Below are 19,579 nucleotides of genomic sequence, written 5' to 3'. Positions count from 1 at the left end.
AGTTCGAGACGATAGATTAACTTTTACCCACGCAAATGTCAGATGAACCAAAAAATTATAAAGCCAGTAAATCCCGCTAGAAATATTTGAAACTCTTTAGCCTATAGAAGATACATATGCAAAATGAACCTGATGAATCCATAATAACAGCAACAATGGACAACGATTTAGAAGGAATGAAGAACGCAATTAAACTTGGTGTGGATATAAACACTCAAGATTTTTTTGGAAAAACGGCGTTACACTATGTCGAAAGTATAGAGGCTGCACAACTGTTAATCGACAACGGAGCTGATCCAAACATTGTGGATTATAACAATCGTCCACCAATATTCGACGTTAACGATCCCGAACTTGCAATGTTTTTAATCGATCACGGTGCCGATGCTAAATTTCAAGATAAAGATGGCTTAACCGCCTTGTATATATGGGTGGACTTTCCCAAAGTGGCTCAACGTTTACTAGTTGCTGGTGCCAGCCCTAATGTTCAACTTGAAACGGGGAGTATGATAATAAAAAAAGGAAATACCGCTTTGCATAAAGTTGGAAATCTGGAATCTGCCCAGCTTCTAATTGAATATGGCGCGAATATCACGATTAGAAATATAGAAAGAGCAACCCCCGACCAAACGACAAAGGGCGAAATACAACGCTATCTTAAATCTGTGCGTGAAGAAAATAGCTTGTTACCAGCCGATGTCCAGAAAAAATTCAGTGAGTCCATACCGGATAATACCGACAGCCGACTAATCGGGGATGTAACCGTTTATCACAATAAGCCTTAGTATCTAAGATCAACTTTTCTCAATTACCAGTTATCGCAATTGGTAACACGCGAGTAACGGCAGCCAGCACACTGTACTGCGATAGATAATTAGCTAAACTTAGATAATATGGTAAGGACCGCGCTATTTTTCTTGGCTAATGTAGGCCAGTTATTATAAGGCAGCCGCCCCTGAGCAACCACTGTAAGCGTAGCGTATTTATTGGCTTTTTTGGGTGTTCAAGCTATGTTGAATTTGCAAAAATTGATCTGTAGGGTACGGATTTCCTGCTAAATAATTTCTATTTCTAATTCAATAAAGCACTAACAATCCATTCCCAAGCCACAATGGACTTGACCATTGGCGCATTGTTCTCGAAGGTGTGCAGGGCCACTTCGAGCTGATCCTCCAGTGCATCAAGACTATCGAAGACGCGGTTATGGAAGTGCTTCTCACGCAATTCGTCCCACGCATGTTCGACTGGATTGAGCTCATGAGCATAGGGTGGCAAAGGTAACAGTTTCATGTTCTGTGGCGGTTTGAGTAACCGGCTGGAATGCCAGCCGGCGCCATCGAGCACCATTATGATTTTGTCGCTGGAGTGGCGCGCACCGGCCTCATCGAGAAACAACTGCATGCAGTCGGTATTGACGTGCAGCAAGATCAAAGAATCGAGCTCTCCACTTTTGGCCCCCACCGCCGCGTACGCGTAGGTGTACTCGTGGGGTCATAGCTTGACATTGCGGTCGCACGGGCTTGGGAACCCAACACCGACGCACGTCTTTGATGCGCCCAAAACGCGCCTCGTCCTGAAACATCAGTCGGATCGGTTCGTTTTTGGCCCAGTCCTGGCGGATTTCGGCGAGCGTTTCGGGGAGTTTTTTGCAGTCTTCCTGTGCCACAGGATTGCTTTGCGGATGCCTTTGTCCGGTGCGAGTTTGCGCCAGTTGTGCCGATGCAGCAATTTGTACACCGATGACAGCGCCATCTCCCGTCCCAGCGCCATTTCGAGTTGGGGCTTGATCTGGCTGACCACCAAAATGCCGCCGATACTGGCAGACTCCAAGAACGGTTTGAACGGTTTGAACGGTTTGAGTAGTTCGGCTTCGCGCTCAGGGGTGAAGCGCTCTCTGTGCCGCCCTCCGCGCACTGACTTGCCTTTATCGCCTAAGGCTCCGCCCGCAATGAACTGGTTACGCAAACGACACGCCCAACCTTTGGACAATCCGATGGCCTGTGCAATTTGCTCCAGACTCATGCCATTGAAGTGGCAGGACCACCGCCTGTGCTTGTCGTAACTGTTCAATCGTCTTCGCTAAAGCAATGGCTTGGAGTGCGCTATCAAGTTCATCCTGGCCTCGCGGTGACCGTGAGATGTATAAATAGAATTAAAGATGTCTAGGCCAATAGTCGTTGCTTCAGGATTTGTTGCCATCTTACCGGGATGATGCGGTATAACCAGCGGCCAAGCAATGTATAGCGCAAACGCAAGCCGAGATGTGCAAGCCGCAGCAACCAGTGCTCACCTATTGATAGCGCACGGTGCTTGTCTGCGGCAGCCACTCCCAGCGCGGTTTGCAGCGCGGCGTAAAGGGTGGTTTGCGGCAACGGCGCGGCAAACTTGACGACTTGCCGCGACAAAACTTCGTGGTAAACCATCTCGGTGGCGTTAGCCATGTCGCGCACCGAGGTGACCGGCACTGCCCGTGCTTGCGCTTGCTTGTGCGCAAAATCGGTACTGTTTTCCGGCCGTAATATCGAAATGATGTCATCTAAAATAGCATCAGTATCACACCAGTCTTGCATGATCCAGCCGGCACCGTTCGTTTGCACACGCTCATGCAGCGCGCCGATCGGCGGCACCAATGCTGGCCGTCCAGCCATCCAGGCTTCGGTCAGAGTATAGCAATAGGTTTCCGGACCGGCAGACGGGAACACCACCAGGTTAATTCGATAATGGTCGAGCAAGGCTTCCATATGATCTGGCGTGTATTGGCCGTGCACTGTCAATAAGGCGTCGGCAGTCTGATACGGCTGAAACTGGCGATCCATATAGCCAACCACAACCCAGCGAAATGGCAGCTTGCGTTCGCGGCTGCGTGCCACTAAACGCTCCAGTTGGCGGGCGCCTTTGACCGGGCCAATAGCACCCAATACACCGATACTTTGGTACGCATCCTTCGGCAACAGTAGCGCCGATGTCAGAGCATTAGTGCGGTTGGCGGTTAAATCGACGCCGTGCTGGATAACGCGAACATCATCGCGTGGAAAATAGCGACAGAACATCTCGGCGGCCAAGTCGCTGGGAGCAATCACGAATACTGCCCGCTCAATGAAATCGGCATGCACTGCGCGCCAAGCAACGATATCAATGCCGCGAAAATCTGGCTGGGCATTAAGGCAGTTCTGACAGCGCGATGCCACAGTTTCGCTGCCACAATAAATTCCTGCGGCGTCGAGCAGGTTTATGGTCGGACAAGCCAGAAAAAAATCGTGCACACTGAAGCCAAATGGAATTCCAAGGTTGCGCATCGCTTCCAGCAAACCCGGCCGACAGCCGGCCAAATGATGTACATGGCACAAATGGATACGAAAACTGGCACACAAGCCGGCCAGAAAATCTGTCCACAGCTGGTCGGGTTGCCGGCTGAATTGATAAGTAAGCAGCTCTCCGCTGTTGGCATCCTTAAGTTGCCAGACATCATCCATGGTTACCAGCAAATAATGGCGGCAGTCACCGCCGTCACTGTGCATCAAGCTACGGGTGTGCTGCTCAGTGCCGCCGCTACGGCCGTGCATGATATGCAGGATGCCGGGCTTGTCGCCAGCCGCTCCGGTGAGCGCCAGGAACGACTGTGCCAATTGGCGGATCGGCTTGATCGGATCGGCCGCGATGAAAGCCATTACACGCTGCATATAGTCTGGATGCTTAGCCAGCAAGCGCTGCATATTTTCCTCAACCAGCGTCTCTTTTTTCGTACTAAAGGAGCATCTGCCAACATGCTGGACGAAAGTATCGTCGCACAGCACATTGCGCCATCCAGCCGCCAGCGCCCGCATACAGAAATCATTTTCCTCGCCGTAGCCGAGACGGAAAGTAACAGCATCGAACAGGCCGATTTTATTAAGCAGACGGCGCCGAATAAACATGCAAAATCCGACCCCGGTGGGTATGTCAGGATAAACGCGAAGGGCGGCTGCCTCAATGGCGCAATTGACGTCCTCCGCACTCATTCCTTGCGGCAATGCGTTATCTTGGCAAAAGTTCGGGAACGAGCAAATTTCGGCGTTGTTGGAAAATGGCGTGATTGTGCCGATAAGCGGGTCTGAATCGGCGCAACGGCAAAGTTTTTCCAACCAGCCCGAGGTAACAATGGTATCGGAATTGAGCAACACCACATCATTTTGACTGAGCGTCATACCACGGTTAACGGTGCTGACAAAGCCGAGATTTGTATCGTTCTGGAGCAGCCACAGACGTGGGTCTGCTGTGCTACGCTGCGTCTCAAAATAGTCGGCGATGCGACTATCCGTCGAATAATCGTCGATCATGATGATGCGGTGATGGGACTTGGTGGTGCGAAGCACGCTGTCGAGACAGCGCTGCAAGTCCTCGTATGCATTGTAGACCGGGATGATGATGTCGATTGCTGAGGATAACATACTAATTCAAGAATTCCCTCTGATGGCACGTGTAATGAAGCGTAACGGCGATTTTAGCCACCAAACCAGGCTGGCGCGATAGTCAATTTGCTGGTTGAGAGCAACATTCAAACGCTCATGTTCAGCAATTTGTTCGTTGCGTAGTGTCAGAAGCGCATTGAGTTTGACTATTTCTTCAGTACGTTCATTTAATTGTTCGGTACGTCCGTTCAATTGTTCGATATATTCATTTAGTTGTTCGGTGCGCATGTCCAGAAGTGCATCGCGTTCAGCGATCAGGTGTTCACGTTCTTCCATTTGTTGGGTGCGCAGCAAGAGAAAATTATCACGTTCAGCAATCAGGTGTTCACTTTCTTCCATTTGTTGAGTGCGGAGCGAGAGCAAATTATCACGTTCAGCAATCAGATACTCCCGATCTTTTAGAAGTTGATCCAACTCCATCACGCGCCTGGTTTGTTTGGCATAATCCTGATAAACCATTTCGGCGCTGTCACTAAACAAAGAAAGTTTATTGAGCGCGGTGGGCAGCATCGATGGGTTACGACTGCAGACCGCGATGTAATACATTGGCTCGACAGAAGGATGGTTGACTACAGTAACTTGTCGATCGTCGCTAACCAAATATTCTGTCGTAGCGCAGGCTTGGTTTTCTGGCCAAATGGCGGAATGGAACAATAATTTTTGGCCAAGCCAGAATATATGCGGGAAAGTCACATGCAGTAATTCTTCCAGCTCATTTCGATACAATTCACGCACATGAAATTCATTGTGATAATCATGTGCATCGGAATACAGGTGCTTGTTTGGAGAGGACAGTATTAATATCCCATTCGGGCGCAGAACACGCGTGAGTTCAGAAATAAATTCTTTCTGTTTCTCAATGTGCTCTATTGTTTCAAAGGAGATTGCGCAGTCAAAGCTCGCATCTGAAAACGGCAAACATTCACATGTAGCCGTAACGAATTGCAGGTTAGCATGATGCCTGTAATTGTTTTTGGCATGCTGAATTACATCAACGGATAAATCAACACCCACCACTTTATATGCGGTTTCAGCCACCATGGCGGCACCATAGCCCTCACCACAAGCCACATCCAAAACTGTGCAATGTTGGCTTAACTGGCGTGCCAAGGCATAACGGTGCCAATGTTCATACCAGATTTCACCGCTGCACTCGGGCAGAAAGCGCTCACCAGTGAAGGAAGGAGATTGGCTCACAAATTCAAGAAATATTAAAACTAAAGATTATACACGCTACATGGACTAATTCAGCACTGAATTAATGTATTTTGAATGTGAATGCTATAGGTTAAGTCCTCAAATAGATTGAACTTTAATTTGTAAGCACCGTTTAGGAACGGGGGCAAAAACGATGCCAAAAAGTTCAGATCCAGACCGATCATTAAATATCAGAATATTTCAAATGGGTCATAAATTTCAAGTATTCGTGTGATGCATGCTTCTGGCAAGCACCACGAAGTTCATTTATGGTCAGACTCTGGGTATATCTTTTGTTGCCACATTTTTTGCAGTGCATCCTCCAGATGCAGGGCAAAACGTGGGGCATTAAAAAGTGGCGAAGCAAGCACTTTCTGCCGTAATCCTGACCGCAGCAGCGCCAAACGATTAATGTCAATGGCGTGAAACAGAGTCCGGGTTACGTAGTCACCCTCATCGCTGGCAATCCAGTCTTCCAGACCGGCACAGGCCAGCATGCTGGCCCCTTGGCGGGCGAGCAATGTGCCGCCCGCCAAGGTCAGTGTAGGCACCCCCATCCACAAAGCTTCGCAGGTTGTAGTGCCGCCCGGATAAGGGAATGTATCCAGAATTATATCCACGTTAGCATATGCCGCAAGATAATCCTCTCTAGGAACATGCCCTTCCATTATAACCCGCTCCGGCATTATCCCGACTCGGCCTAACCGATGCTGCAGATATTCGCGCGCGGTTGAGCAATTCATCTGACTGCTTTGCAGCCGCAGCCTTGCTTCCGGCAAGGCGAGAAAAATTCGTCCCCATGCATCGAGCACAGTGTCATTCACCTTGGTAAGATTTTGAAAGCAACCAAAAGTGATATAGCCATTCTGCACTGCCGGCAAGGGAGTTAATTCCAGCCCGGTTCTATTCGCAGGTGGGGTGAAGCAAAGCCGGGTTTCTGGCAGATACCACACAGTTTCAGTAAAGTGCTCCCGGTGGGATTCCGGCACCGATACGGGGTCTGCCAGCAGATAATCTATCGTCGGTAACCCTGTGGTAGCGAAATCTCCCAACCAACTTACTTGCACCGGGGCAGGCTTTAGTGCAAACATCGGCAAACGATTGCTGGCAGTATGCCCCGCCAGATCAATGAGAATATGAATACCATCGTCGTGAATCTTCCGGGCTGCGGCTTCATCGCTAAGACCCACGATAATATTCCAGGCAACAAAACAAGGCCGGATGCGGGCGGTAAGTTCATCCTCTTGCGGAGACACCGAATATGCGACCAGCTCTACCCGAGCAGGGTTCAAATTTGCGAGAATGCCTTCCAGGAAAAAACCAACTGGATGCGTTCTAAAATCTCCGGAAACCAGACCAATCCTCAGAGGACCTCGTTCCGCTTTGTTTTCTGGATAAACGGGCCAACTTGTATACGGCTGGACCTTTGCCATCACTTTATTGCCATAGTGACGTGCCTCTGCAAGATAGGCATCAGGCAAGCACTTGGAATAAAAACTCAGGGTAAAAAGCAGGTTGCTGTGGGCCTTGGGATAAACCGGCCTGAGCGCGAGCGCTTTGTGGTAGCTGTCGACCGCCTCATCCAATTTACCTTGCTCCTGTAGCGCAAGTCCCAGGTTGTTGTACGCTTCGGCATAATCCGGTTTGATTGAAAGCGCTTGGTTGTAGCGGGCAATCGCCTCGTCCAATTTACCTTGTTTCTGAAGCGCAAGTCCGAGGTTGCTTTGCGCTTCGGCAAAATCCGGCTTGAGCGCGAGCGCCCTCTGGAAGCTCTCAACCGCTGCATCCAATTTGCCTTGATCTTTAAGCGCATTCCCCAAATTGCTGTGCGCCTCGGCAAAATCCGGTTTGATCAAGAGCGACTGGTGAAAGCTCACAACCGCCGCTTCCAGTTTGCCTTGTGCCATGAGCGCATTCCCCAAGTTGTTATGCGCATCAACAAAATCCGGCTTGAGCGAAACCGCCTTCCGGTAACTCCCGACCGCTGCATCCAGATTGTTTTGTGCCTTGAGAGCACTTCCCAAATTGTTGTATGCCTCAGCATAATCCGGCCTGAGCAGAAGTGCTTGGCCGTAGCAGGCTATCGCTTCTTCCAGCTGGCCTTGATCCTTGAGCGCATTCCCCAGATTGCTGTGCGTCTCGGCAAAATCCGGCTTCAATGCGAGTGACCGACGGAAGCTCTCAATCGCCGCTTCCAAATTACCTTGTTCCTTGAGGGCATTCCCCAAGTTGGTGTACGCTTCGGCAAAATCCGGCTTGATCGAAAGCGCTTGGCGGTAATTGAGGATCGCTTCCTCCAGCCGGCCTTGATCCTTGAGCGCATTTCCCAAATTGATGTAATAAATTGGATTGGATGGATTTACACTGATAGCCCTGCTAATAAGTCCAGCAGCAATCCCGTTCTTTCCCCCCTGACGGGCTATCAGCCCTAATAAATGCAGCGCATCCGGATGGTTTGGCGCTAGCTGGAGTATTTGCTGATATATAGCTTCTGCCTGAGACAAACGGCCAGCCTGATGGTGTTCCCGTGCGACCTGGATGACTTGGGAGATTGATAAATCCGATGAGTGCGTTTTTGCCATCGGAACTTCGCCGTTTGGCTGGCAGCAATGCTTATATTTCTTACCGCCGCCACAAGGGCAAGGATCATTACGGCCGATTTTTTTCATTTTAAATATTGTTTGAGTATTTTAGCGTGGGATTAACTAAAAATACCCCGTCTAACTTGAATTTGAATTTATAGATATTGCCGTTATATTATCATGCAGACCATTTATACCTAATCGATCAATGACTACACCACGCTTCTATTGCCCCCCGCCGCTGCATGCAAGCACCAAATTTGAGCTGCCACAAGCTGCCGCACATCACGCCAGTCGAGTCTTGCGCCTGCGCGTTAATGATGAAGTTCGGGTATTTGATGGCATAGGCAATGAACTTCATGGACGCATCTGCGAAATCGAAGGCAAAAAAGTGGTGCTGGAGAAACTGCAGGTCTGCACGGTCAACCGCGAGTCTACATTAAACATCATACTGGCGCAGGCGCTGTGTAGTAGCGAAAAAATGGACTGGGTAATACAAAAGGCCACTGAACTCGGTGCTACCGAAATACAGCCAGTACAGACCCAACGTAGCATGACAAAGCTAGTTGGCGAACGCGCTGAAAAGCGCACCCAACATTGGCACGGCATCACCATTGCAGCATGTGAACAATGTGGCAGAAACATGTTACCTAAGGTTCATGCCCCGCTGGAATTCAGCTCTTGGATTGCCACTACATGCGATGCGCCGGGCAGCAAATTTATCCTGTTGCCGGAAGCCATGACAACATTGCATGAGCAGCCGAAACCGCAAGGGAAAGCGACCCTGCTGATTGGGCCAGAAGGTGGCTTCAGTGCGGACGAAGTCCAAATTGCCAGGCAAGCTGGTTTTATTTCTATCCGTTTAGGTGCTCGCTTGCTACGTACCGAGACGGCTGCTGTGGCGGGCATCGCTACTTTGCAAACTTTGTGGGGGGATTTTATTTAGGAAAGCTATCAGAGGGTGCAATTAATTTTGTCTAAACAATCATATGGCAGGAAATAGCGCAACTTTGAAAAGTAATGAACATCACCGCAGCAAAGAGAACACCCTCATTTTATTTAATTGGCCAGCCGCTGGCCGACTGTCATAAACCAAAAGACCTGGCTAGGCAGGCATGGTTTTCTAACCGTTGGTTCCGAACATCATGCGTCTTGCTACGAATTTTTTTGCGCCCGGCAGGCAGTCCAGTACCGTAAGTGCAGCCGCGCGCCCTGATTTAAGCAGCAACAGATCATTGGAGAAAAGACGCACCAGGCCATCGGTGAAATGTATGCCGGCATGGCGGTCAAACTGACGTTGTTTGCGATAGCTGGCAAGCATGGCATCTGAACCGAGCGCCTCAGGTTCGCAGTTAAGAATCTCTTGCGCTAGTTCCCACGCGTCGCGCAGACCCATGTTGAAACCTTGCCCGGCCACGGGATGCAACGTCTGTGCAGCATTGCCGATCAATACTGTATGCGGCAGCGTGATTTCGGGCGCGCGCTTGAGCCGCAGGGGGAAGCAGGCGCGTTTCCCGATAGTCAAGAATTTCCCTGCTCGATCACCGAAGTGTTGATGCAATTGGGCTAGGAAAGTGGCATCATTCCAGTGCAGTATTTCCTGCGCCATTTCATGTGCCGCGGTCCACACCAGTTCGTAACCGTCCCTGAACGGCAGCAGTGCCAACGGTCCCTGCATAGTAAAGCGCTCGAACGCAATGTCCGGCTGCGGATGGGTGCAGGTGACATGTGCAATGACGGCACTTTGACCGTAATCGCGAATCTCCGGCGGATGGGCGGCTTCCAGCAACTTTCCCCCATCGGCCACCACCGCTAAACGCGCTTCAAGTTGGTGGTCGTGCCCTGCATGCCGGTAGTTGATGGATGCGCCATTCGATGTGCTTTGTAGTTGCGTAACAACAGCGCCAGTGAGGCAAGTTGTTTTGCTCCCCTTTAAAGCACTTTGTAATGCGTTTTGCAACGCAGTGTAAGGCAGCACGTAGCCCAGTTCCGGCACCTTGAGTTCTTCGGCACGTAACAGGGTGCGGCCGAAAGAATTTTTCTGTGAAACGTGGATGGTCTTGATCAACGAAACTTGCGTGATACTCTTCCATACCCCGAGTCTTTCCAGTAGCTGACGGCTGCCACTGGACAATGCCAAGGCACGCGGGTCAGCGCTCACGTGTTCCATTTTGCGCGCTTCCAGCATGACAATCTGCAACCCGCTGTCGCGCAGTGCGAGCATCAACGCGGTGCCAACCGGGCCACCCCCGATTATCGCGATGTCGCAATGTGCATTCATGGCTGTCTCATCAAATCTTCAATAGCCGTTACAGTTTTGGGTACGGCTTCGGTCAGCACTTCGCAGCCCTGAGCGGTGATGGCCACATCATCTTCAATGCGGATCCCGATGTTCCAGAATGCTTGCGGCACATCGTCTGCCGGGCGGATATAACAGCCTGGTTCGATCGTAAGTGCCATGCCGGGTTGCAGCGCGCGCCAATTATTGTCCAGTTTATATGCGCCGACATCATGCACATCCATGCCAAGCCAGTGACCGGTTCGGTGCATATAGAAGCGTTTGTAGCTGCCGCTTTCCAGCACAGCGTCGACGCTGCCATTGCATAGTTTGAGGTCGACAAAGCCTTGCGCCAGCACGCGCACGGCAGCGTCATGCGGTTCATTCCAGTGTGAGCCGGGACGTGCGGCTGCAATGGCGGCGGCCTGTGCCGTCAATACCAACTCATATACGTCTTTTTGTGCGCCATTGAAACGGCCATTTACCGGAAAGGAGCGGGTGATGTCTGCAGCATAGCCATCGACTTCGCAGGCCGCATCAATCAGCAATAGCTCGCCGTCTTGTAATTGTGCATTGTTGCTGATGTAGTGCAATACGCAGGCATTGGCACCACCGGCAACTATTGAGGTATAGGCGGGTGCTTGCGCACCGTTTTTGCGAAATTCGTGCAACAGCTCTGCCTCGATTTCGTATTCCATTTTGCCGGGGCGCGTGGCGCGCATCGCGCGGATATGCGCAGCAGCCGAAATGGTGGCGGAGCGGCGCATGATGGCAAGTTCGTCACTATCTTTAATTAAACGCATTTCATCAAGCAGCATGCGTATGTCATGAATCTCATTTGGTGCAGTTATGCCGCTGCGCACCTGTGCTTGCACACATGCGCGCAGCGCAAGAATGCGGTCATCCCACGGGGCATGAGCGCCAAGCGGATGAAACAGTGCGGGCTGATTGCCCATCAGCCCGGTGAGCTTATCATCCAGTTGTGCGATGGGAAATGCAGCATCGAAGCCAAATTTTTCTTTTGCACCGTCTGGTCCGTGGCGAAAACCATCCCATATTTCGCGCTCCATATCTTTCGCGCGACAAAACAGGATGGACTGCGGGACGGCGCCAGCAATCAGCACAAGTACCGCTTCCGGTTCTTCAAAGCCGGTAAGGTAGTGGAAGTGGCTATCAAAACGATAAGGATAATGCGCGTCGCCATTACGCAATACTTCCGGTGCGGTGGGAATAACAGCAATGCCACGCTGCATCTGGCTAATAAGGCGGTTACGGCGGCTGGCATAAAGAGAGATGTTAAACATGAGTGGCATTGTGCTGTGAACGTAATTCGTTGTCGAGTTTTTCAAGGCGTTGCGGCGTTCCCACATCCAGCCAGCGGCCCCTATAATGTTCGCCGCTCACCTTGCCTAGCGCAATTTGGGCGCGTAACAGCGGCGCGAGCGGTGCAATGGTGCCACGTGGGATATTTGCGAATAAGCCGGGCTGATAAATTCCTATACCGCTGAAAGTAAATGCAGGTGCGTTATTGATTACTCTGTCACTGATCAAACCGAAATCCCCGTTGGGATGATGTGCAGGATTGTTGACTAACACCAGATGTGCAGTGTCGCCGCTTGCTTTCAGCAAAGCCGCACGTTCGGGAAGTTGAGCAAAATCATACTCGCAGTAAATATCGCTGTTGACAACGGCAAACGGCGCATCACCCAATAACGGTAATGCATTAGCAATGCCACCCGCCGTTTCAAGAACGGGATTCTCCGCTGAGTAGCGGATGCGTATGCCGAACTGGCAGCCATCTCCTAACGCAGCTTCGATTTGATGGCCGAGATGTGCGTGATTTATTACCAGGTCACAGATGCCCGCTCTTGCCATATTCTCGATATGCCACACAATGAGCGGCTTGCCACCGGCTTGCAATAGGGGCTTGGGTGTGTGGTCGGTGAGCGGACGCATGCGTTCACCACGCCCGGCGGCCAGTAGCATGGCTTTCAAAAGGTGTACCCCACGACCGGTTGTTTTTTCTCCAGCGTATCCAGTATATTCAGTAGCGGCTTTAAATCCACATAGCGTTCACAAGCGCGGCGCAAATAATCCATCACCAGCGGTAAGTCTTTCAGATAACCGTTCTTGCTGTCCCGATGATACAGACGCGCAAAGATACCCAATACTTTCAAATGCCGCTGTACGCCCATCCATTCATAATCCCAGAAAAAATCGGAAAAGGAACTGTGCACCGGCAGTCCAGACTTGCGCGCTTTTTCCCAATAGCGGATCAGCCAGTCCAGCACTTCGGCTTCTTCCCAATGAATATAAGCATCTTTAAACAGCGAAGCCAAGTCATAAGTAATCGGCCCATAGACCGCATCCTGAAAATCCAGAATGCCCGGGTTAGGTGCGCTAACCATCAAGTTACGCGAATGGTAATCACGGTGAACAAACACACGCGGCTGTGCCAAGTTGTTTTGAAGAATGCGCTGAAACACGGTTTCTAATGCTGCATTTTGTTTCTCGTCCAGCGTGACCTGCAAATGTTTAGCGACATACCATTCCGGAAACAGGTACATTTCGCGCATAAGTAGCGCCTTATCGTAGGGGGGTAGTTCAAATTCGCGGCTCGCCAGCTGAATAGTGATCAACGCATCGGTGGCGGCGCCGTATAATTCGAGTGCATTACTGGCATTAAGTGCTTGCAGGTAAGTGGTGCTGCCCAAATCAGTCAGCAACAAAAAGCCTTGCTCCAGATCCTGTGCCAGCACCTGCGGCACATGCACGCCTGCTGCACTAAATAGTTGGGCGATATGGATGAACGGGCGACAGTCCTCATTTTGAGGCGGCGCATCCATCACTATCAGTGTGCGGTCGGCAAAAGTAACGCGAAAGTAGCGGCGGAAGCTGGCATCAGCAGAAGCTGGCGAAATATTGAATAAACTATTGGGAAATTTGCCATGCAGCCATGTTTTTATCTGTTGTTGACGGTTCATTATAGATTTTGAATTGCCTAAATCGTGGATTTGTGCGATTTTACCACCTTAATTTGTCGACCCTGCTCCATGCATTTTCGCCTTAACCTCCTTGCGCTTTCCCTGCTCTGTGCTTTTACGCCTATGGTTTATGCCGAGGGCGAAGTTTTGCGGCTGAAACTGGATCGTACCTTCATGAATTTGCCAAGAAGCGACGAAGAGACCCCAGCTTTCATTTCGGCACAGCGTTTAGAAGGTCAGACTGAAAATCAGATCGTTGCTAGCGGCGAGGTCGAGTTGCGCAAGCGCGGTCAAGCTGTATTCGCCGATCGCGTGGTATATCAGCAAAACAGCAAAGAGTTGGTTGCCGATGGCGCGGTGCGCGTGGAGCAGAACGGCATCAAAATGCAGGGCCCGCATGTCAAGCTTAATCTGGATACAAATATCGGCGATATGACGAAGCCGGTGTTTCAGCTAGCCGCCAACAATTCGCGCGGGAGTGCCGACATCCTGCATATGGAAGGTCGGCAGAAATACACCGTACAAAATGTGGCATATACCATCTGCCCCATAGGCAACAACGACTGGATGCTAAAGGCAAGCCAACTGGAAATTGACAACGACCGCCAGGTGGGGGTGGCACGCAACGCACGCGTGGAGTTTCTGGGTGTGCCTATTTTGTATACGCCGTGGATGAATTTTTCGCTCAGTGACAAACGTCAATCTGGTTTTCTTGGTCCGGTGTTTGGTAGTACAGCAAGGAGCGGAGCCGAAGTGACGCTGCCCTATTACTGGAACATTGCGCCCAACCGTGACGCAACCATTGCGCCGCGCGCAATGGTTAAGCGGGGATTGATGCTTAACAACGAATTTCGCTACCTGGGCACAAGTTATGCCGGTGAAGCTCATCTGGACATATTACCCAATGATGCTCTTACTAATAGTACCCGTTTGCGGTCATCGCTCAAGCATGTACAGAACTTGGGTAATGGGTTTAGCGCATCGACAAACCTCAACCACGTATCAGACGATTCCTATTTCCGCGATCTATCGAACGCGGTAAGCAGTACGGCGATAACCAATCTGGTGCGCGAAGGCGTACTGTCCTATGGCGGTGGCTGGTGGAATGCCGCAGCTCGGATGCAGACCTATCAAACCTTGCAGGATCCGGCCGCGCCAGTGGCGGAGCCATATCGCCGCTTGCCGCAAATAACCTTGGGTGCGCTACGTCCGCTGGCTGGGGCAAATATGGCGTTTACCGGAGAATTTGTAAATTTCAGTCATCCCACTGCCGTTAATGGGCGGCGTCTGGTAATGTATCCCAGCGTGAGCTACCCGCTGATTGCCACGCCCTCATTTTATGTGACTCCAAAATTTGGCGTGCACTACACAAACTATACGCTGGGTGCAAACAATTTGGGGGCGCTGCCCGATACAACCCGCACCTTGCCGATTACCAGCCTGGACAGCGGGGTGGTGCTGGAACGTGATTGGAATGTGGGAAAACGGAATTACGTACAGACGCTGGAGCCGCGCGCTTATTTCTTATACATTCCATATCGCAATCAAGACCTGCTGCCGAATTTCGACACAGCCCAGGCCGACTTCAACTTTGCCCAGATGTTCACCGAAAATCGTTTTTTCGGTAGCGATCGCATTGGTGATGCCAAACACGTAACAGTGTCGCTTACCTCACGCCTGCTTGATGCGAGTAGCGGTGCGGAACGGTTGCGCGTAGCCGTAGGTCAGCGCCTCAGCTATGAGACACCGCGAGTAAATCTGGTGGCCCCCGAGGTAGTTACCAACAATAGATCGGACATTTTGCTTGCTCTCTTGGGTCAAATTACACCCAAATGGTCGCTGAATAGCGCCTTCCAGTACAACCCCAACCAAGCGCGCGAAGAGAAATTAAACGTGGGAGCGCGTTACCAGCCGGAAAGTGGCAAAGTACTCAACCTAGGTTACCGCTTTACGCGTAATAGCCTGAGACAGGTGGACATATCAGCCCAGTGGCCATTGTCGAGGGGTTGGCACGCGATGGCACGCTGGAACTATTCCCTGCAGGATAACCGTATTTTGGAGCTGCTGGCCGGGCTCGAGTATAATGAAAGCTGTTGGGCAGTCCGCGTGGTGACACAACGTTTTGCTACAGCCACCAATGAGCTTTCAACCGGTATCTTTGTGCAATTGGAATTGAATGGCCTGGTCAGGATAGGCTCCGATCCTTTGAATGCCTTGCGTCAGAGTATTGCCGGCTTTACAAAATTGAACCAACCCACAGTTGTAAGTTCAGAGCAGGGATTACGCTAACAAATTTTCATTTAGGAATAAAGATTATTATGCTGCATATCAAGTTGATGCTGGCACTCCTGCTGTCACTAGCCTGCACGGCAAACGTCTCCGCAGCTGGCTTGCAAAAAACCCCCGGTACAACGAAAAAAATCAAGGTGCAAACTCAGACTGCACCTCCTGTCGCTGATTCGCCTGCATCAGGCGTAACGCAAAAAAACACGTCGCAAACTCAGGCCGCGCCACCTGTTACTGATGCGCAAGCTCCTGACATAACAAAAAAAATCTTGCCTCAGAACCAAACCATACCGCCTGCTGTTGATGTGCGAACCTCCGATACAACAAAAAAAGTCACGTCGCAAACTGGACCTATATTGATCGATCAGATTGTTGCAGTAGTAAACAACGATGCGATTACCCGCTACGAACTTGAAGACCGGCTCGGCATCGTAGAGCGCCAGTTGAAGAAACAGGGTACAACGTTACCTGCCACAGAGATGTTGAAAAAACAGATACTGGAGCGCATGATCACGGAGATGTTGCAAGCTCAGTTTGCCAAGGAAACCGGCATACGCATTGATGATATCCAGCTCGACAAAACCATGCAGCGCATCGCAAAGGAAAATAAATTCCCCTCGCTGACCGAATTTCGCGCCGAGCTGGAGAAGGAAGGTGTGGACTTCAAAAAATTTCGAGAGGAAATTCGTGGCGAAATTATTTACGCTCGTCTGCGAGAGCGCGAAGTGGACAGTAAACTGGTGATTAGCGAGGGCGAGATCGACAATTACCTTAATACCCAGGCCAAGCAATCAGGTAAGAATGAAGAATTCCATTTAGCACACATTTTAGTACTGGTGCCGGAGCAGGCCAGTGCCGATAAAATCCAGGCTACCCGGCTACGCGCCGAACAAGCCCTGGCACAATTGCGCGGTGGCGCGGAATTCGCTCAGGTGGCGGCAGGATTTTCTGATGCCAAGGATGCCCTGGAAGGCGGTAATCTGGGCTGGCGATCGGCTGATCGTACTCCTACCATTTTTCTGGAAGTACTGAAAAAAATGGCTCCCGGCGAGACCAGCCCAGTATTCCGTAGCCCTACCGGTTTTCACATCCTCAGGCTACTTGAGAAACGCAGCAAAGATGATCCAGCAGTCATCACACAGACCCACGCACGTCACATCCTGATCAAAACCAGCGAACTGGTGCCTGAGCATGAAGCCAAGAGTCGTCTGTTGGTTATCAAGCAGCGAATAGAGAAGGGCGCTGATTTTTCCAAGCAGGCCAAACTTTATTCCGAGGACGGCAGTGCCGCGAAGGGCGGCGATTTGGGCTGGATTTCACCCGGCGACACGGTGCCTGAATTTGAGGCCGCGATGAATCAACTGGACGTCGGACAGATGAGTGGCGCCGTGCAGTCTACCTTCGGCTGGCATCTAATTCAGGTATTGGATCGCCGCAACACCGATGTAAGTGTGAAACAGAAAAAACAGCAGGCGCAAATGGCGATACGTGCCGATAAATCCGACGCTGCATATCAGGACTGGCTGCGCCAGTTACGCGACGGGGCTACCATCGAGTATCGCCTCGAACAAGGGCTCTGATGGCGCAGGCCGCGTTGTTGGCTGTTGCCGCCGGTGAGCCCGCTGGCATTGGCCCCGACCTATGTTTGCAATTGGCCCAACATGGGCAGGCACTGGTGGTGCTGGCCGACAAGAACATGCTGCAACAACGCGCAGCTCTGCTTGGGCTAAATGTTCAATGGCATGATTATGATCCGCAGCAAATATCTCCTCTGCCATCCGGGCATTTGCGCGTGCTGCATATGCCAACGGCACAACCCGTCCAGGCCGGCCAGCTAAATCCAGCCAATAGTCCTTATGTTCTCCATCTGCTAATCCGCGCGATGCAAGGTTGCCAGTCGGGCGAATTCGCTGGCCTGGTCACCTTGCCCGTGCATAAAGGCATCATTAACGATGCTGGCATTCCTTTCACTGGACACACTGAATTTCTAGCGGAAAAGTTGCATGCCGAGCAAGTGGTAATGATGCTTGTGGGAGGCGGCCTGCGTGTAGCGCTAGCCACCACTCACCTGCCTTTACGACAGGTAGCTGACGCAATTACGCCCGCATTATTGGAAAATGTGCTGCACGTTATTCAACGTGATCTTATGCGGCATTTCGGCATTGCCAAGCCTCGCATTCTGGTTGCCGGGCTCAATCCTCATGCAGGTGAGGGCAGCTATCTTGGGCGCGAAGAAATCGACATCATGATTCCGGTGCTGGATCGGTTGCGTGCGCAAGGCATGAATGTCAGCGCGCCCCTACCCGCCGACACGCTTTTTACCCCGCAGCGACTTGCACAATGCGACTGCGTGCTGGCCATGTACCACGACCAAGGGCTGCCGGTATTGAAATACGCCAGCTTCGGGCGGGGTGTGAACGTGACGCTGGGCCTGCCCATCATTCGTACTTCCGTGGATCATGGTACGGCTCTGGAACTGGCCGGTAGCGGGCGCGCCGAGGCAGGCAGTATGCTTGAAGCTATTCAGATGGCGGCAGATATGGCGCAACATGCTGAGCTGCATGATCCAGCTTCCTCTTGATCAAAAAACCGTTATCCTCGCAAAAGAAAAAATCAAGATTTTTTGACTGGATTTCCACTTTCGCAGGAATGAGAGTTTCCTGGTACTCCAATGCATAAAGCACGTAAAAGGTTCGGTCAAAATTTCCTGGTGGATGAGCAAATCATCGCCGACATCGTCCGAGCGATCCGCCCGGAAGCCGCAGATATCATGGTGGAAATCGGCCCTGGCCTGGGTGCGCTGACCCGTCCATTGCTGCAGCGGCTTAATCAACTGCACGTTGTGGAGATCGATCGCGACATTATCACTCACCTGGAAAAAGACTACCCGCAGGATAAGCTGATCATCCATGCGGGAGACGCACTTAAATTTGACCTGGCGCAATTGCCCGCGCCCTTGCGCATTGTCGGTAATCTGCCCTATAACATTTCTTCCCCGCTGCTGTTCCACTTCTCGGGCTACTGCGAGCGCATACACGACATGCACTTTATGTTGCAGAACGAAGTAGTGGAGCGCATGGTGGCTGAACCATCAACCCCAGCCTATGGTCGCTTGTCGGTGATGCTGCAATACCGTTTTCAAATGGAAAAGTTACTCGACGTTCCGCCGGAATCTTTTCGGCCCTCACCCAAAGTGGATTCAGCCATTGTGCGCATGATCCCGCTGCCAGCGAGCGAAGTGCTGGTGCAAAACGAAAAATTATTTGCACAAATTGTCGCCGCAGCCTTCGGACAACGGCGCAAGACCCTGCGTAACACGCTCAAGGCCTATTTGACGGAAGATGATTTCGTCCGGTTGGGAATAGATGCGCAACTGCGCGCGGAAAACCTAGGGGTGAAGGAGTTCGCGCGCATCACCAATGAATGCAGTTGACGAGACCAACGTTTTGGTTGAACCATGCAAAAATCAATGTTCACCTGGACTCGTCTACCATAACCCCTTATCTGCCAAGGCGCATGGGGGGTCAAGATTCTGTTTAATGATGCAGCCGAACTTGGGATGTTGTGAAACTTGTTTTGAAATACTTTAAGAGCTGATCACTATTGAGTAGGATGAATAATTTTTTTAGGACACCGGCAGGATCGCAGTACCTTGATAAAAAAAGTTTTCAGTTTTCAACTGATAGCTCTTAATTTATTGGTCCGCCCGAAGCGATGAATCGGGACACTGGGGAATATCTATTTTGTTGCCCTAGGAGCCTGTCGGACTTCTCTTGTAACTCATTGATTAAATTGATGCGCCCA

15 protein-coding genes and 1 pseudogene are annotated in these 19,579 nt (G+C 51.1%); 6 read left to right on the top strand and 10 right to left on the bottom strand.

The window, feature by feature from the left end; all coding sequences use genetic code 11:
• Window positions 1–116: 116 nt before the first annotated feature.
• Window positions 117–785 (top strand): ankyrin repeat domain-containing protein, encoded by a 669-nt coding sequence (locus MJ768_RS05685; protein ID WP_239288787.1) that lies wholly within the window; start codon window positions 117–119, stop codon window positions 783–785.
• Window positions 786–1,071: 286 nt separating this feature from the next.
• Here MJ768_RS05685 and MJ768_RS05680 read toward each other — a convergent pair whose 3' ends face one another.
• From MJ768_RS05680 to MJ768_RS15365, 6 genes and pseudogenes are all read right to left on the bottom strand, one after another.
• Window positions 1,072–1,431 carry a transposase gene (locus MJ768_RS05680; protein WP_239287763.1) on the bottom strand — a complete coding sequence of 120 codons (360 nt, stop codon included), beginning with the start codon at window positions 1,429–1,431 and terminating at the stop codon, window positions 1,072–1,074.
• A 150-nt stretch (window positions 1,432–1,581) separates the two neighbouring features.
• Window positions 1,582–2,070 carry a helix-turn-helix domain-containing protein gene (locus tag MJ768_RS05675; RefSeq protein WP_239288786.1) on the bottom strand — a complete coding sequence of 163 codons (489 nt, stop codon included), beginning with the start codon at window positions 2,068–2,070 and terminating at the stop codon, window positions 1,582–1,584.
• 92 nt (window positions 2,071–2,162) lie between these two features.
• Window positions 2,163–4,427: a glycosyltransferase gene (locus MJ768_RS05670; RefSeq protein ID WP_239288785.1), complete on the bottom strand. Its 2,265-nt coding sequence runs from the start codon at window positions 4,425–4,427 to the stop codon at window positions 2,163–2,165.
• 6 nt (window positions 4,428–4,433) lie between these two features.
• Window positions 4,434–5,645 carry a class I SAM-dependent methyltransferase gene (locus tag MJ768_RS05665; protein WP_239288783.1) on the bottom strand — a complete coding sequence of 404 codons (1,212 nt, stop codon included), beginning with the start codon at window positions 5,643–5,645 and terminating at the stop codon, window positions 4,434–4,436.
• A gap of 263 nt (window positions 5,646–5,908) precedes the next feature.
• Complete coding sequence (locus tag MJ768_RS05660) at window positions 5,909–8,227, bottom strand: tetratricopeptide repeat protein (RefSeq protein WP_239288781.1); 2,319 nt, start codon at window positions 8,225–8,227, stop codon at window positions 5,909–5,911.
• A gap of 15 nt (window positions 8,228–8,242) precedes the next feature.
• Window positions 8,243–8,314 (bottom strand): annotated as a pseudogene (locus tag MJ768_RS15365) (SEC-C metal-binding domain-containing protein); the annotation flags it as partial.
• A gap of 121 nt (window positions 8,315–8,435) precedes the next feature.
• On the opposite strand from MJ768_RS15365, the gene MJ768_RS05655 reads away from it, so the two are divergent.
• Entirely contained in the window at window positions 8,436–9,173 is a 738-nt protein-coding gene (locus MJ768_RS05655) for a 16S rRNA (uracil(1498)-N(3))-methyltransferase (protein WP_239288779.1), read from the top strand.
• 177 nt (window positions 9,174–9,350) lie between these two features.
• Here MJ768_RS05655 and MJ768_RS05650 read toward each other — a convergent pair whose 3' ends face one another.
• Genes MJ768_RS05650 through MJ768_RS05635 form a run of 4 tightly spaced genes read right to left on the bottom strand, consistent with a single transcriptional unit; the run spans window position 9,351 to window position 13,489 of the window.
• The gene (locus MJ768_RS05650; RefSeq protein ID WP_239288777.1) at window positions 9,351–10,508 is read right to left on the bottom strand and encodes an FAD-dependent monooxygenase; all 1,158 of its coding nucleotides are present in this window, start codon (window positions 10,506–10,508) and stop codon (window positions 9,351–9,353) included.
• Window positions 10,505–11,809: a Xaa-Pro aminopeptidase gene (gene pepP, locus MJ768_RS05645; RefSeq protein ID WP_239288775.1), complete on the bottom strand. Its 1,305-nt coding sequence runs from the start codon at window positions 11,807–11,809 to the stop codon at window positions 10,505–10,507. The genes MJ768_RS05650 and pepP overlap by 4 nt, the downstream gene beginning before the upstream one ends.
• On the bottom strand, window positions 11,802–12,491 hold the full coding sequence (murU, locus tag MJ768_RS05640) for an N-acetylmuramate alpha-1-phosphate uridylyltransferase MurU (RefSeq protein WP_305855910.1): 690 nt from the start codon (window positions 12,489–12,491) through the stop codon (window positions 11,802–11,804). Before murU ends, pepP begins: the two co-directional genes overlap by 8 nt.
• Before the next feature lie 5 nt (window positions 12,492–12,496).
• Window positions 12,497–13,489 carry an aminoglycoside phosphotransferase family protein gene (locus MJ768_RS05635; RefSeq protein ID WP_239288771.1) on the bottom strand — a complete coding sequence of 331 codons (993 nt, stop codon included), beginning with the start codon at window positions 13,487–13,489 and terminating at the stop codon, window positions 12,497–12,499.
• A gap of 174 nt (window positions 13,490–13,663) precedes the next feature.
• Between MJ768_RS05635 and MJ768_RS05630 the strand changes: the two genes are divergently transcribed.
• The 4 genes from MJ768_RS05630 (at window position 13,664) to rsmA (ending at window position 19,208) form a co-directional block, all read left to right on the top strand.
• Window positions 13,664–15,778 carry an LPS-assembly protein LptD gene (locus MJ768_RS05630; protein WP_239288769.1) on the top strand — a complete coding sequence of 705 codons (2,115 nt, stop codon included), beginning with the start codon at window positions 13,664–13,666 and terminating at the stop codon, window positions 15,776–15,778.
• A gap of 29 nt (window positions 15,779–15,807) precedes the next feature.
• Window positions 15,808–17,355: a peptidylprolyl isomerase gene (locus tag MJ768_RS05625; RefSeq protein WP_239288767.1), complete on the top strand. Its 1,548-nt coding sequence runs from the start codon at window positions 15,808–15,810 to the stop codon at window positions 17,353–17,355.
• Window positions 17,355–18,356 (top strand): 4-hydroxythreonine-4-phosphate dehydrogenase PdxA, encoded by a 1,002-nt coding sequence (gene pdxA, locus MJ768_RS05620; protein ID WP_239288765.1) that lies wholly within the window; start codon window positions 17,355–17,357, stop codon window positions 18,354–18,356. The genes MJ768_RS05625 and pdxA overlap by 1 nt, the downstream gene beginning before the upstream one ends.
• Before the next feature lie 90 nt (window positions 18,357–18,446).
• Window positions 18,447–19,208 carry a 16S rRNA (adenine(1518)-N(6)/adenine(1519)-N(6))-dimethyltransferase RsmA gene (gene rsmA, locus MJ768_RS05615; RefSeq protein WP_239288763.1) on the top strand — a complete coding sequence of 254 codons (762 nt, stop codon included), beginning with the start codon at window positions 18,447–18,449 and terminating at the stop codon, window positions 19,206–19,208.
• Window positions 19,209–19,579 lie beyond the last annotated feature (371 nt).

This window comes from Candidatus Nitrotoga sp. 1052, assembly GCF_927312905.1.
Classification (GTDB): domain Bacteria; phylum Pseudomonadota; class Gammaproteobacteria; order Burkholderiales; family Gallionellaceae; genus Nitrotoga.
Note: the sequence above shows the minus strand (reverse complement) of the source record. Positions and strands in the feature narration are given on the sequence as shown.

Excerpts from the sequence above, each read along its gene's own strand:
- MJ768_RS05685 (WP_239288787.1), top strand. The coding sequence starts at position 117 with ATGCAAAATGAACCTGATGAATCCATAATAACAGCAACAATGGACAAC.
- MJ768_RS05670 (WP_239288785.1), bottom strand. The coding sequence starts at position 4,427 with ATGTTATCCTCAGCAATCGACATCATCATCCCGGTCTACAATGCATAC.
- MJ768_RS05660 (WP_239288781.1), bottom strand. The coding sequence starts at position 8,227 with ATGGCAAAAACGCACTCATCGGATTTATCAATCTCCCAAGTCATCCAG.
- MJ768_RS05655 (WP_239288779.1), top strand. The coding sequence starts at position 8,436 with ATGACTACACCACGCTTCTATTGCCCCCCGCCGCTGCATGCAAGCACC.
- MJ768_RS05650 (WP_239288777.1), bottom strand. The coding sequence starts at position 10,508 with ATGAATGCACATTGCGACATCGCGATAATCGGGGGTGGCCCGGTTGGC.
- pepP (WP_239288775.1), bottom strand. The coding sequence starts at position 11,809 with ATGTTTAACATCTCTCTTTATGCCAGCCGCCGTAACCGCCTTATTAGC.
- murU (WP_305855910.1), bottom strand. The coding sequence starts at position 12,491 with ATGCTACTGGCCGCCGGGCGTGGTGAACGCATGCGTCCGCTCACCGAC.
- MJ768_RS05635 (WP_239288771.1), bottom strand. The coding sequence starts at position 13,489 with ATGAACCGTCAACAACAGATAAAAACATGGCTGCATGGCAAATTTCCC.
- MJ768_RS05630 (WP_239288769.1), top strand. The coding sequence starts at position 13,664 with ATGAATTTGCCAAGAAGCGACGAAGAGACCCCAGCTTTCATTTCGGCA.
- MJ768_RS05625 (WP_239288767.1), top strand. The coding sequence starts at position 15,808 with ATGCTGCATATCAAGTTGATGCTGGCACTCCTGCTGTCACTAGCCTGC.
- pdxA (WP_239288765.1), top strand. The coding sequence starts at position 17,355 with ATGGCGCAGGCCGCGTTGTTGGCTGTTGCCGCCGGTGAGCCCGCTGGC.
- rsmA (WP_239288763.1), top strand. The coding sequence starts at position 18,447 with ATGCATAAAGCACGTAAAAGGTTCGGTCAAAATTTCCTGGTGGATGAG.